Annotated in this window: 8 protein-coding genes; 3 read left to right on the forward strand and 5 right to left on the reverse strand. The window is 74.6% G+C overall.

Features of this window, described 5'->3' with window-relative positions; genetic code table 11:
• Positions 1-44 precede the first annotated feature (44 nt).
• Positions 45-1,904, reverse strand: coding sequence for a DUF4192 family protein (locus MCM47_RS42655; RefSeq protein WP_305068018.1), 1,860 nt, complete (start codon positions 1,902-1,904; stop codon positions 45-47).
• A gap of 240 nt (positions 1,905-2,144) precedes the next feature.
• Here MCM47_RS42655 and MCM47_RS25050 point away from each other — a divergent pair, with 240 nt between their 5' ends.
• On the forward strand, positions 2,145-4,394 hold the full coding sequence (locus tag MCM47_RS25050; protein ID WP_238863944.1) for a RecQ family ATP-dependent DNA helicase: 2,250 nt from the start codon (positions 2,145-2,147) through the stop codon (positions 4,392-4,394).
• Positions 4,395-4,859: 465 nt separating this feature from the next.
• Positions 4,860-5,495 (forward strand): hypothetical protein, encoded by a 636-nt coding sequence (locus MCM47_RS25055; protein WP_374209206.1) that lies wholly within the window; start codon positions 4,860-4,862, stop codon positions 5,493-5,495.
• Positions 5,496-5,740: 245 nt separating this feature from the next.
• Here the strand turns inward: MCM47_RS25055 and MCM47_RS43390 are convergent, their stop codons facing one another.
• The 3 genes from MCM47_RS43390 to MCM47_RS25070 all read right to left on the reverse strand — a co-directional run bounded on the left by MCM47_RS43390 (position 5,741) and on the right by MCM47_RS25070 (position 8,129).
• Positions 5,741-6,130 (reverse strand): hypothetical protein, encoded by a 390-nt coding sequence (locus MCM47_RS43390; protein WP_308222442.1) that lies wholly within the window; start codon positions 6,128-6,130, stop codon positions 5,741-5,743.
• 397 nt (positions 6,131-6,527) lie between these two features.
• Positions 6,528-7,238: a ribonuclease HII gene (locus MCM47_RS25065; RefSeq protein WP_238863947.1), complete on the reverse strand. Its 711-nt coding sequence runs from the start codon at positions 7,236-7,238 to the stop codon at positions 6,528-6,530.
• 267 nt (positions 7,239-7,505) lie between these two features.
• Positions 7,506-8,129, reverse strand: coding sequence for a TetR-like C-terminal domain-containing protein (locus MCM47_RS25070; RefSeq protein WP_238863948.1), 624 nt, complete (start codon positions 8,127-8,129; stop codon positions 7,506-7,508).
• Between the two features lie 364 nt (positions 8,130-8,493).
• Between MCM47_RS25070 and MCM47_RS25075 the strand changes: the two genes are divergently transcribed.
• The gene (locus MCM47_RS25075) at positions 8,494-10,041 is read left to right on the forward strand and encodes an MFS transporter (protein WP_255752761.1); all 1,548 of its coding nucleotides are present in this window, start codon (positions 8,494-8,496) and stop codon (positions 10,039-10,041) included.
• A 201-nt stretch (positions 10,042-10,242) separates the two neighbouring features.
• On the opposite strand, the gene MCM47_RS25080 is transcribed toward MCM47_RS25075, so the two are convergent.
• Complete coding sequence (locus tag MCM47_RS25080) at positions 10,243-13,389, reverse strand: Ig-like domain-containing protein (protein ID WP_238863949.1); 3,147 nt, start codon at positions 13,387-13,389, stop codon at positions 10,243-10,245.
• Between the last annotated feature and the right edge of the window lie 85 nt (positions 13,390-13,474).

Consider the following 13,474-nt stretch of genomic DNA (forward strand, 5'->3'; position numbering starts at 1 on the left):
GGAAGGAGGACCGCCCGGCCCGGCCGGCCCCGGCGGCCCGGCACTCACTGCACATGCCGACGTCCGATCGCCGGACCCCGGGCGTCGTGGCAACGGCCCAGCCGGCCGGCCTGCGGGGTGGGCGTGACCACGCCGGCCGCCCAGGGCGACGGGCGGCCGAGCCGCAGCCCGCGGCCGGGGTCCGCAGGGGAGGGCGGCCGGCGCCCCGGCGGCACGCCTCGGCCCGGCAGCGGCCCGGCGCTCGGGCCGACCCCGGCCCGCCCGTCGCCCGTCCCGTGGTCGGGGCCGGCCGCGCAGCCGAAGCCCCGCTCCCGCATCAGCCTCTTCTTCGCGGATCCGCCGCCGTCCGGTGCACCCCCGGCCGCGCGGCGGGAGGGCGGAAGGCTCGGCCCGGGTGCCCGTCCGGGATCGGGGGGTCCGGGAGCCCCGGGAGCGGGTGGCGGGGTCTCCCGCCGGGCACGCCGCCGCCGGGGGCGCGCGGAGCCCGGCGCTCGGGGGCCGTCCGGCCCGTCCGACCCGTCCCGCCCGTCCGACCCGTCCCGCCCGTCCCGCCCGCCCCGCTCGTCCCGCCCGTCCGCCGGATCGGACCCCGGCCCCGCCGGAGGCCCTTCTTCCCGCTCCGGCCCGGCGGCCCCGGCCGTCGAACCGGTCCCCACCGCGCCGGGCCCCGGCCGCCCGTCGGCCGGTGCCGGTGCCGCCGGCGGCACCGGATCCGCGTCCGATCCACCGCTCCCGGCCGCACCACCGTCCTCCCCCGCCTCGGCGGCCGCGCTCCCGGCGGCCTGCGGGCCGCCCCCGGCCGGGCTGCTCCGGCGACGCCGCTCGGCGTCGGCGCGGGCGAGGAGCGGGGCCGGCGAGAGGCCGGCGTTCAGCGACTCGTAGAGCAACTGGGCCAGCAGGTACGAGGGGTCGAGGCGCAGTGTGTGGGCGAGCACCACCCGGGCCGTCGCGGTGTCCCCGGCCACCCAGGACACCCAGGCGAGCAGGGTGAGCGGGGGCGGGGCGTATCCCGTGTAAGGCGGCACGCAGCGCCGGGCGAGGAATCGCCAGAGCCGCTGGGCGGGCGCGAGCTCGGCCGGCCTCGCGTACTCCGCGGCGCGGTCCCGGACGCGGCGGTCCTGGAGGGCGACGAGCAGGCGGGCCGCCCGCAGCTCGTCGAGTTCGCCGGCGCCGGTCGCGAACTCGGCGACGGCCTGGTCGAGCAGCGCGGCGCCCCGCTGCTCGGCCCGCGGCCACCCGCGCGCGGCGCCCATGGCGCGCTCCGCGCGGGCGAGAGCGCGCCGCTGGGCGTCCGCACCGGGCGGGCCGATCGGGGTCAGCCCGGCGACGATCGACTTGCGGCTGCCGCGCGGTGCCAGGCCCGCGACGGTGGCCGCGACGGCGACCGGGCCGGGGCCGGGGGCGTGTCGGACCGGGTGGCCGGCCGGATCGCAGCACCCCTGGCGGCGGCAGAGGAAGGACCACCAGCGGCCGGCCGAGACGCAGAGCGACTCCTTCACCGCCACTCCCCTGTTCTCGAACGCCGTCTGCAGCTCCGCCGCGAGCGGGCCGAGCCGCTCCCGGACGGGCGGGCCGTGCGGGGTGCCGGGATCGGGGCCGGGATCCTGGCAGAGGTAGAGGAGCACCTGGGCCGGGCGGTGGTCGCGCCGCTCGGACAGGCCGACCAGGAGGGCGGCCGTCTCGTCGGCCGCGGCTGGCCACTGCGCGGGCGAGTCGGGGAGATCGAGCCGGATCACGCCGCCCTGGTGGAGGTCCGGCCCCTGGAGGCCGACGGCGACGATGCTGTCGTCGGGGTAGAACCCCAACAGGTAGGGCAGCAGCTCGGCCATGTCGGCCGGGCCGCGCATGGTGACCGTTCGCGGACCGGCGGGGCCGAAGGGCAGCGGAATGCGCGCGTTGTTCATGCCGGGAAGAGTGCCGCCATTTCGCGAACGGCCCGGAATGTTTCGGATTCCCTGTGGACAACTCCCGCCTGTGGATAAAACCTCCTCCTTTCGAGTAGCCCTTCGCCACTCCCCCGGGGGATATCTGACGGCCGTTCAGCTGGAAAGCGGATGAAATGACGCGGATCTCCGCCCGGCCGTGAACGTCCGCGGACCCTCGCCGTTCGCCCGTTGTCGGCACCTCGGGGTTTCATGGACGGCATGGAGCAGCCACAGACCCACAGCACCGGCAGCGACGCCCCCGCCACGGCCGGTACCGGCCCGACCGGCGCCGGGGGCGCGACGGGCGCCGACCGCGCCGAGGTCCGAGGGCGGGCCGAGGCCGTCCTGCGCGAGCTCGCCGGCCCCGCCGCCACGCTCCGCGAGGACCAGTGGACGGCCATCGAGGCACTGGTCGTCGACCACCGCCGCGCCCTCGTGGTGCAGCGCACCGGGTGGGGGAAGTCCGCCGTCTACTTCATCGCGACCGCCCTGCTGCGCGCCCGCGGGGCCGGGCCGACGGTGATCGTCTCGCCGCTGCTCGCCCTCATGCGCAACCAGGTGGAGTCCGCGGCCCGGGCCGGCATCCACGCGCGCACCATCAACTCGGCCAACACCGACGAGTGGGACGCGATCCAGGCCGAGGTGGCGGCCGGCGCGGTGGACATCCTGCTGGTCAGCCCCGAGCGGCTGAACAACCCCGACTTCCGCGACCAGGTGCTGCCCAAGCTCGCCGCCTCCACCGGCCTGCTGGTGGTCGACGAGGCCCACTGCATCTCGGACTGGGGCCACGACTTCCGCCCCGACTACCGCCGGCTGCGGACCATGCTCGCCGACCTCTCGCCGGGCGTCCCGGTGCTCGCCACCACCGCCACGGCGAACGCCCGGGTCACCGCCGACGTCGCCGAGCAGCTCGGCACCGGCGGCACCGACGAACGCGCCCTGGTGCTGCGCGGCCCGCTGGACCGCGAGAGCCTCACCCTCGGCGTCCTCGGCCTGCCCGATCCGGCCCATCGGCTGGCGTGGCTGGCCGACCACCTCGACCGGCTGCCCGGCTCCGGCATCGTCTACACCCTGACGGTCGCCGCGGCCGACGAGGTGACGGCCTTCCTGCGCGAGCGCGGCTTCGCGGTGGCCTCCTACTCCGGCCGCACCGAGGACGCCGAGCGCCGGACGGCCGAGGCCGACCTGCTGGCCAACCGGGTCAAGGCGCTGGTCGCGACGTCCGCGCTCGGCATGGGCTTCGACAAGCCCGACCTCGGCTTCGTGGTCCACCTGGGCTCGCCCAGCTCGCCGATCGCCTACTACCAGCAGGTGGGCCGGGCGGGGCGCGGTGTCGACCGGGCCGAGGTCCTGCTGCTCCCCGGGCGGGAGGACGAGGCGATCTGGCGCTACTTCGCCTCGCTGGCCTTCCCTCCGGAGGAGCAGGTGCGCCGCACCATCGACGCGCTCGCCGAGGCCGGCCGGCCCCTCTCCACGGCCGCGCTGGAGCCCCGGGTGGATCTGCGTCGCGCCCGGCTGGAGACCATGCTCAAGGTGCTCGACGTGGACGGGGCCGTCCGCCGGGTCAAGGGCGGCTGGACGGCCACCGGGCAGAGCTGGGAGTACGACACCGCGCGCTACGCCAAGGTCGCCGCCTCCCGCGAGGCCGAGCAGCGGGCCATGCGCGAGTACGCGGCGGCCACCGGCTGCCGGATGGAGTTCCTGCGGCGGCAGCTCGACGACGAGCAGGCCGCGCCCTGCGGCCGCTGCGACAACTGCGCCGGGCCGCTGCACACCCCGGAGGTCTCCACCGAGGCCCTGGAGGCGGCCCGGGCTGCGCTCGGCCGACCGGGCGTGAGCTTCGAGCCGCGCCGGCTCTGGCCCACCGGCATGGACGCGCTCGGGGTGCCGCTCAAGGGCCGCATCCCGGTCGGCGAGCAGGCCGAGACCGGGCGCGCCCTCGGCCGGCTCTCCGACATCGGCTGGGGCAACCGGCTGCGCGCCCTGCTGGCCGAGCAGGCCCCCGACGTGCCCGTGCCCGGCGAGGCCGTGGACGCGCTGGTGGCCGTGCTGGCCGACTGGGCGCGCGGCCCCGGCGGCTGGGCCGGGCCCGCAACGGCCGAGGGCACCCGGCTGGACCGGCCGGTCGGCGTGGTGACCATGGCCTCGTCCACCCGGCCCCAGCTGGTCGGCAGCCTCGGCGCCCGGATCGCCGAGATCGGCCGCCTGCCGCTGCTCGGGCGCATCGAGTACGCGACCGGGCAGCCCCCGCACGGCGCGCGCAGCAACAGCGCCCAGCGGCTGCACTCGCTGGCGGGCACGCTCGTGCTGCCCCCGGAGCTGGCGGCCGCGGTGGCGGCCGCGGGCGGGCCCGTGCTGCTGGTCGACGACCTGGTCGACTCGGGGTGGACGGTCACCGTGGCCGCACGTCTGCTGCGCAAGGCCGGGGCGGGCGCCGTCCTGCCGCTGGTACTGGCCGTGCAGGGCTGAACGGCCGGCGCCGAGGGGAACGACGGGGCAGAACGGGCCCGCGGAAGGAACCGGCGGTACTGCCGTCACCCGAATGGAGTAATGGGGGCCGGCACCTCACGCAGCGGCCGCACGGCCGGACGGAACGCACGACGATCTACGAACGGGAGGAAGAGCCCGTGCTCCAGGCACTTCGCGGTGCTCTTCGGTTCGCCGGGACCGCAATCCCGCACCGGCCGAGTGATTCCCGCCCGACTGTGGAATATATCCGGCAGAAGCAGGACTTTCGGGCGGCGTTCATCATTTCATCGTTGCCGCTCCGCCCCATCTGCCCTGAGAATTGGACGGTACCCGCAACCCGGTCCGACGGACCAGGCCTTTGGCGTACGTGCGCACCCGCGCGCCCGTGGGTCGGGAAGGAGGATCGTGATCAACGGTATCGACCGCGATCAGTATCCCCTCGCCCGGAGCTCGTCGCCCAGACGGGTGCTGGATCTGGAGGCGTGGGCGACCGCGGCGATCCCGTTGCTCCGCGATCCGCGCGAGTTCGTCCCGGAACTCCACCAGCGGCACCTGCCGCAACCGGGCACGGTCGTGATCGCCGTCCTGGACGCCTCGCACCGGCTGACCGCCTCGGCCTCGTTCACGCCCTGGCCCCACGACACCGACGGCTGGCAGCACCGCAACGCGCTCCTCGGCCACCTGCGCCAGGTCACCCCGCACGACCTGCGGCAGCCGGCGCCGAGCCGGACGGCCGTACTGCTGCGCTGCCGGGAGGGCGCGGCCGGCTGGACGGAGCAGGACGGCGCCTGGATGTGGGCGCTGCAGGACGCGGCCGTCCTGCACGGCCTGCGCTGCGGCTCCTACATCACGCTGACGCCGGCGGGCTGGCAGATCCTCGGCGACGGGCGGACCGGGCGCAACCCGCACTCGGGCTCCTGGGCGGACGGGCCGGTGCACACCGTGACGGAGCTGCCCCCACGCTCGGCGCTGCGCCAGACCTCGGAGCGGTCGGCCCAGGCCGGGGAGCGCGCGCAGCGCTCCCGACCGACGGCCGAGCCGCCCTGGGCACCCGCCGGGGTGGCGGCGATCGATCCGGTCCGGCGCACCGGCACCTGCTGACCCGACCGGCGGGCCCACCCCCGGGCACGGCAACCCGCACCGCGATTCACTCCGCAGCCCGCACGGGCAGGGCGGCCGGAAGGACGACCGGCCGAGCACCACGGCCACGGCGACACCGCCCGAGCCGGCGGGCCCCCGACCGCGCCGCGCACGATCCGGGCCCGGTGCCGAGGGCACCGGGCCCGGACGGCCGGCAGGAACCACGGGCGCTCAACCGGCGCTCGGCCGGTCCCCGGCGCCGGACGTCAGGCGGGCACCGGACGGCCGGCGGACGCACCGGCGGCGGCCGCGGCGGCCGGGCCGGCGTCGCCGCAGACCACCAGGAGACCCGCGGCGTGGCCGAGCGCCTTGGTGAACGCCTCGGCGGCGCGGTCGGCGGTACCGCCGTTGACGGCCAGCACGACCACCTCGCGGCGGGCCGGGCGGGTCAGCGCGGCGTCGGCGTAGAACACGTCACCGCCCTCGGCGAGCTGCGCCCAGTAGCGCTCCTCACCGAAGGTGACCTCGTGCTGTTGCCAGGGGTGGGCCTCACCCACGGTCAGGACCAGGATGTCGCCCGGCTCGCGGCCGGCGTCCAGCAACAGGTCGACCGTCTCGTCGGCGCGCTCCACGGCCTCGGCCGCGGGGGCGGCCACGAGCTGGACCGCGACCTGCGGTGCGGCGGGCGCGGGCCGGCGCGGGCCGGGCTTGGGGATCTGGCCCGGACGCGGCGGCGGAGCGGATCGGGCGGCACGCGGCGGAGCCGGCCGGGGAGCCCCCGGGCGGGGTCCCGGCACCGGGACCGTCGCGGCCGAGACGGCCGACGGTGCGGAAGTGGTCGAGCTGCCGGCGGCAGCCGTACGGAGGGCTTGTGCGTCCGACTCTCGGGGGAAGGGAACGCCGGGGCCCGGGAGGCTCTCGTGAATCTCCGGCTCCTCGGGGAAGACAGGCATACCCGGATATCTATCAAATGACGGTCGGACGCGCACGGGCGCCCCACCCGTTGGGCCCCACGAACCCCCCTCCCCCACCACGGCAATTCCCGACGGACCGTCAGAAACCGAGCATCAACTGCTCGCCCGCCGGAGCCTCCGGACCCGCACCGCCGACCCCTTCGACGACCCGGATCCGCTTCAGGTGGCGCCACTTGGGGAGGCCGTCCATGAAAGCCCAGGAGACCCGGTGCTGTTCGGTCGGCCCGAGATCCTCCAGCGCCGCCCGGTGGACCGGGGAGGGGTAGCCGGCGTTGTCGGCGAAGCCGTACTCGGGGTGGGCCTCGCCCAGATCGGCCATCAGACCGTCGCGGTGCACCTTCGCGAGCACCGAGGCGGCGGAGACGCAGACGCAGGACTGATCGCCCTTGATCACGGTGCGCACCCGCCAGGGCCCGCCCAGGTAGTCGTGCTTGCCGTCGAGTATCACCGCGTCGGGCTCCACCGGCAGCGCCTCCAGGGCGCGGACGGCGGCCAGCCGGAGCGCCGCGGTCATCCCCAGCTCGTCACATTCCAGGGCGGACGCGTGACCGAGCGCGTACGCGGTGACCCAGTCGGCGAGCACCGGGGCCAACGCCCGGCGGCGCAGCTCGGTGAGCAGCTTGGAGTCGGTCAGGCCCTCCGGGGGCCGGCGGAGCCCGGTGACGGCCGCACCCACGGTGACGGGGCCGGCCCAGGCTCCGCGCCCGACCTCGTCCAACCCGACGACGATCTTGGCGCCGGCTCGGCGCAGCGAGCGTTCGACGGAGTGGGTCGGCGGGACGATGGGCATCTCGGTGTCCGTTCAGCGGGGGCAACACCAGCCTAAGCCCCGCCCGAGGCCGCCTTGACCGCCCTGACCGCGCCGACCGCGCCGACCGCGACCGCGCCGACCGCGCTCCGGCGACGGAGCCGGCCCCCGGCGCCCCGGACGACCCGGACGACCCGGACGGCCCGGACGGCCCGGACGACCGGCGACGCCCGTTCCGCGCCCCCCGACACCCCGACACCAGCCCCCGGGACCAACCTCCGGCACCCTACCGGCGCGACCCCTCGGGCCTCAGGGCCGGATCATCGGCACCAGCACGTGGTCCACCAGCTCCGCCGCGAACTCCGGGCCGAACTGCCGGCCGCAGGTCTTCACCCGGTACATCAGCATCGCCGGGGCCACGTCGACGGCCATCGAGGTGTCCGCACCGGGCCGGACCTCCCCCCGTTCGATGCCCCGCCGGAGGATGTCCACGATGGTGCCCCGGGTCGGCATGATCACCCGCTGGACGATGAAGTCCTTGAACAGCTCGGCCTGTTCGTGGTCCAGCTCACCCATCAGCGCCTGCATCGCACCGCCCGCCCGGGAGTTGATCGCCCCGGCGAAACCCTCGATGAGCAGCAGCAATTCACGACGGGTGGACCCGAGGTCGGGGGTGTCCGTAGGCCGTGGGAGAGTGGAGTCCAGGGCGTCGATGACCAGTTCGACCTTGGACGCCCAACGCCGGTACAGCGCGGCCTTCCCGGTCCGCGCGGCAGCGGCGACGCCTTCCATCGTCAGCCGTGCGAATCCGCCGGAGGTGAGCTGGTCGAGCGTGGCCTCGAAGATCGCCCGCTCCAACTCCTTCCCCCGGCGGCGCACCGGTCGGGACAGCACCTCGGCCGCCTTCTGCACCGCGCAGCACGCGACGGGCACGGCAGCAGGCACGGCGGCGGCCGCGGCGGACCCCGACCCGGGCCCGCCGACCCTCGGCAAGGGTGCGGACGCAGGTCCGGCCGGGGGCTCCGCGGCTCCCCCCGCAGCCTGCTCCGCCGCCCGACCGTTCGCCCGGTTCGCCGCCTGGCGCCGCACCAACTGATCCATGCTCACCAACCTTAAGGAACGCTTGCGTTCACAATCTTGCCCAGGATATCGTCCAGAGTAGTGAACGATCCCGTTCCTTCCTAGCTTGCGGGACGCCGCAGGGACCGCGTCGAACCCCGGGTCCACAGCACACGAAGCAACCAGGGGCCGACGGCATACGCAGCACACGTAGCAATAGCCAGCAGGGGGCATCAACTTGGCTATCTCCGACACACTCAGCAAGAACTCTCCACCGCAGGGCAGCCAGGGCCGGAACAAGGGCATCACCCTGACCGTCATCGCGGCCACGCAGCTGATGGTGGTGCTCGACGCCACCATCGTGAACATCGCGTTGCCGCAGATCAGGGACGCGCTCGGGTTCTCGACCACCAACCTGTCGTGGGTGATCAACGCCTACACGCTGACCTTCGGCGGCCTGCTGCTGCTCGGCGGCCGCGCGGGCGACATCCTCGGCCGCCGCCGGGTCTTCATCGCCGGCACGCTGCTCTTCGGGCTGGCCTCGCTGCTGGGCGGCTTCGCGCAGGACGGCGGCATGCTGCTGGCCGCCCGCGCGCTCCAGGGCATCGGCGGGGCGATCTGCTCGCCGACGGCGTTCGCCCTGATCGCGACCAACTTCGACGAGGGGCCCGAACGCAACAGGGCGTTCGGCGTCTTCTCCGCGGTGGCGGGTTCGGGTGCGGCGATCGGTCTGCTGGCCGGCGGCCTGCTCACCGAGTACCTGGACTGGCGCTGGGTGTTCTTCGTCAACGTGCCGATCGCGGTCCTGATCGCCGTGGCCGCGCCGCGCTACATCGCCGAGTCGGAGCGCCACCCGGGCCGCTTCGACCTCCCCGGAGCGCTCACCTCCACGCTCGGCCTGGTCGGGCTGGTCTACGGGTTCATCCGGGCGGCCTCGGACGGCTGGACGGACCCCGTGACGCTCGGCTCCTTCGCGGCCGGCGTCGTGCTGGTGGCCGCGTTCGTGGTGATCGAGAACCGCACCTCGCAGCCGATCACCCCGCTCCACCTCTTCGCCGACCGGAACCGCACCGGCGGCCTGGTGATGATGCTCTGCCTGGCCGCGGCCATGTTCGGCATCTTCTTCTACATCACGCTCTTCGTGCAGGGGCCGCTCGACTACAGCCCGCTGAAGGCCGGCTTCGCCTTCCTGCCGATCAGCGTGTCGATCATCATCGCCGCGCAGATCGCGTCGACCCTGCAGGTCAAGTACGGCCCCAAGCCGTTCATGGCCGGAGGCTCGGTGCTGGTCACCATCGGCCTGGGCTGGCTGACCCTGATGGACGCCGACAGCGGCTACCTGGACGGGGTCCTCGGTCCCACGGTGGTGTTCGGCTTCGGCATGGGCCTGGTCTTCGTCCCGGTGATGCTCCTCGCCGTCGCGGGCGTCGCCGGGGAGGACACCGGAGCGGCCTCCGGTCTGCTCAACTCGATGCAGCAGATCGGCGGTTCGCTGGGGCTGTCGATCCTGACCACCGTCTTCGCGCACTACGCGACGGCGGAGGCCAAGGTGCAGCTGCCCGGCTTCCTGGCCACGGCCACGCCGGAGCAGAAGGCCACGTTCCTGGAGAAGCACGAGTTCCCCAAGGGCACCGGAGCGGCCAACGAGGTACTCGCCCAGGGCATCTCGCACGGCTTCATCGTCGGCGCGGTGCTGGCCGCCCTCGCCGCCGTGATCGCGCTCGTGGTGGTCAAGGCCAAGGCCGACGACCTGGCCTCGAACACCTCGGGCATCGCGCTGCACTGACCTCGCGTGCTGCCGCAGCGCACCCCAGTGCACTGCGCTGCACCGACCGGTGCGGGCCGGGCCGGGAGCACCCGCTCCCGGCCGGCCCGCACGGTTTTCCGGACCGTCGGCCGAACAAGAACACCGGGGCGCCCCCGTCACGCGGCTGTGACGGAGGCGCCCCGCGCAGGTCGCCCCGGGCCCTGGGGGAAGGTCAGCGGCTCAGTAGGAGCCGTAGAGCGAGTACAGCAGCGTGTCCTTCACCGCCGGCCCGAAGTCCGTCGGCCAGGTGCCGAAGGGCACCACCGCATTGCTGTAGGCGCCGGTGCCGGCCGGGCCGGTGGAGTAGTTCATGTTGTTGACCGTGGCGCCCGTGCCGTTGCTGTTGTAGACGAACCAGTAGGCGGTGCCGGCGCTCAGCGTGGTCGTGACCGGCAGCGAGTTCCAGGCGTTGGGGGTGAGCGTGCCGACCGCCGTGGTCGTCACCAGGGTGCCGGGCGAGCCGCCCGCGTCGGTGTAGACGGCCAGCTGGTACTGGTTGGCGGGCGCCGCGCTGACCGGGCCGACGTGCACGCTCAGCGCCGTGAGCGGCACGGGCCCCGGCCCCGTGGTGACCCGGCTGCCGTTGAGGTGGTGGGAGTCGGTGTCGTCGATCAGCGAGCCCACCACCGTGCTGCCGAGCGTCCGCGGTGCCGCTCCCCCGGTGGTGAAGGAGAGGGTGAACGGGCTCGCCAGTGCGTTGCCCGAGGTGTCCCGCACGCCCTGCACGGTCGCGGTGTGCCCGGTGGTCAGGGCCAGCGGGGAGGCGGGCGTGAGGACCACGCCGTTGGCGGCCGCGTCGTAGGCCACCGTCCCCGCGACGGCGGCGCCACCCGCGGTGCGCAGGGTGACGGAGGAGGCGGTGACGCTCGCAGGGTCCAGCGGCTCGCTGAACGAGAAGCGCACCGCCGTGCCGGGAGCCACCCCGGTGGCGCCGGCGGCCGGGGTGGTGCCGGTGACGGTCGGCGCCGTGGTGTCCCGGCCGTAAGAGGCGGTGTAGGCGCCCACCGCGCCGTCGAAGAAGGCGTACGACACCCCCTTCACCGTCTCGATCCGGTACGGCACCGCCCGGCCGCCCGAGGTGATGCCGGTCAGCGTGCCGGAGGCGGCGGAGACCGGCACCATCGCCCGGAGCCCGTTGGCCCCGCCGGTGATCTCGAAGGTCAGCGAACTCCCGCTCCAGGCCAGCTTGGAGAAGGCCGAGCCGTTGCGCCCGTCCAGCCAGGTGAGCATCTGCCGCCCGGAGACCACCGGGACGCCGCGCGCCCTGGCGGCGGCGACGACCGCGTCCGAGGCGGCGGAGGCGGCGTAGTCGGTGTGGAGGTTGGCGGTCAGCGCCGCGTAGTAGCCCTTGGCGCCGTAGGCGGCGTCGAGCAGCGTGCTGATGGTGCCGGGGTAGGACTGGCCGGACTCGTCGGTCAGCTGGGTGGTGGCCTGGTACTCGTCGATCACGCTGCCGTCGGTGTCGGCGAAGCGCATGATCTGGGCGGTGCCGTTGAAGTAGCCGGGCCGGTCCTTGGTGAAGTTGGACGGGTAGAAGTAGTAGTCGGTGTCCAGCCGGATCCCGTTGGCCAGCTTGGTCTTCGCCTGGGTCGCCCAGTCGTCCCACTCCACGCAGTGCGTGCGGCTGCTCGAAGGGGCCGGCAGTGCCGGGTACTTGGCCCGCCAGTTCACCAACTGGTCGCGGTAGAAGCCCTGGAGGGCGGCGGTGGTGCCCCATGGGCGGCAGTTGGTGGTGACGTGCACGCCCACCTCGAAGCCCTGGTCGGTGTAGGCCTTGGCCTGCGCCGGGGTCAGCGGGTCGTCGGTGTAGATGTACGAGGAGCCGCGCACGCACTCCCAGTTGGCCACGTTGCAGCCGGGCGGGCTCTGCGCGACGTAGCCGTCCCAGCGGCCGGCGGTGCCGCCGATGCCGTGGTCGTCGCCGGTCATCACGACGACCGCCTTGACGTCCCGGGGGAAGTACCAGAACCGCGGCAGCGGCTTGTTGGCGGCGTCGACCAGGGTGATCAGGTTGGCCAGCAGCCGCTGCTGCTCGTCGGCGACCGGGATCAGCGCCTTGTCGAGGTCGTTCCAGTCCGGCTGGCCGCCGGTGCCGAAGAACATCTCGCTGGCCTCGTAGCCGTCGGTGCCGTCCCGCTGCTGGCCGGCCCACGCGGCGTTGCCCTGCCGGGTCTGCACCACCGACTTCGCCAGGTCGTAGCTGAACGCGGCGGCCCGGCCGCTGCCCGCCGTGCGCAGGGTGACGGCCGGGTTGGCGGTGGCCGTGCCGGCGTCGCTGTAGAGGGTGGCGACGGCGGTGGCGCCGGCGAGCGTGTAGAGGTCGGCGGGGCCGTGGTAGCCCATCGTGTCTGCGGTGATCCCGGTGCCGGGAGCAGCGCCGGTGTCCACCTTGAGGTAGGCGTCCGCGCGGGTGCCGCCGGCCGGGGTGAGGCCGAACAGCGGGGCGAGCTGGCGGTCCGGCCGCATCGCCACCAGACGGCCCCCGCCGTTGGTCCAGGTGGTGAACATCGCGGCCTGCGCGGCGGTGAGCGGCGTCTCCCCGAGCAGCACCACGTCGGAGGAGGCGAGCAGCGAACCGGTCACCGCCGAGACGTCCACCGTGCGGTAGTAGTTGAGGCCCTCCGCCTTCAGGATCTCGCCGAGGTAGCGGGTGTACGGGTTGGCCTGGTTGGTGACCAGCAGGATCGGCCCCTCCCCGCCCGGGCCGGAGCCCGGCGGCGGGGGCGGCGGGGTCTCGTCCGCGGCGTAGGTCGCGTAGATCGAGAAGCTGAGGCCGCCGGAGGTCGCGGCGCCGAAGTCGGCGGGCCAACTACCGAACGCCCGGCCGCCGTTGCCGTACACGCTGGTACCGCCGGGCGTGTACCGCAGGTTGTTGACGGCGGCGCTCCCGCCGTTGCTGTTGTAGGCCAGCCAGTACGCGGTGTTGGCGCTCAGCGCGGCCGTCAGCGGTACGGTGTTCCAGCTGTCGGCGGCGAGCGTCGCGGAGGCGCTGGAGGCCAGCAGGGTGCCCGGGCTGCCCGCGTTGTCCCGGTAGACCGCGACCTGGAACCGGTTGTTCGGCGCCGCGTCCACCGCGCCCACGTACACGCTGACGCTGCTGACCGTGCCGCCCGCCGCGCCGGTGACGTAGCGGGACGCGTTCAGGTAGTTGGAGTCCGCGGTGTCGGTGGACGGACCGACCGCCGTGTTGCCCAGGGTGGCCGTGGCGGCCGCCGCCGTCGCGGCCCCGGGGCCGGCGGTCAGCGCCGCCGCCGTGCCGAGGGCCGCCAGCAGCGCCCCGATTCTCCTCCGCCACCGGCTGCCCGAGCGTACGTCTGCACCTGCCATGACCGCCCCCTTGCGCTTCGGCAACTGCCTTTAACGGTGTACCGGTTGCGCATCGGCCCTGTCCACGGAACAACCACAATGCCCC

Source organism: Kitasatospora sp. A2-31, from assembly GCF_022288725.1.
In the GTDB taxonomy this organism is placed as follows: domain Bacteria; phylum Actinomycetota; class Actinomycetes; order Streptomycetales; family Streptomycetaceae; genus Kitasatospora.

Excerpts from the sequence above, each read along its gene's own strand:
- MCM47_RS42655 (WP_305068018.1), bottom strand. The coding sequence starts at position 1,904 with ATGAACAACGCGCGCATTCCGCTGCCCTTCGGCCCCGCCGGTCCGCGA.
- MCM47_RS25050 (WP_238863944.1), top strand. The coding sequence starts at position 2,145 with ATGGAGCAGCCACAGACCCACAGCACCGGCAGCGACGCCCCCGCCACG.
- MCM47_RS25065 (WP_238863947.1), bottom strand. The coding sequence starts at position 7,238 with ATGCCCATCGTCCCGCCGACCCACTCCGTCGAACGCTCGCTGCGCCGA.
- MCM47_RS25080 (WP_238863949.1), bottom strand. The coding sequence starts at position 13,389 with ATGGCAGGTGCAGACGTACGCTCGGGCAGCCGGTGGCGGAGGAGAATC.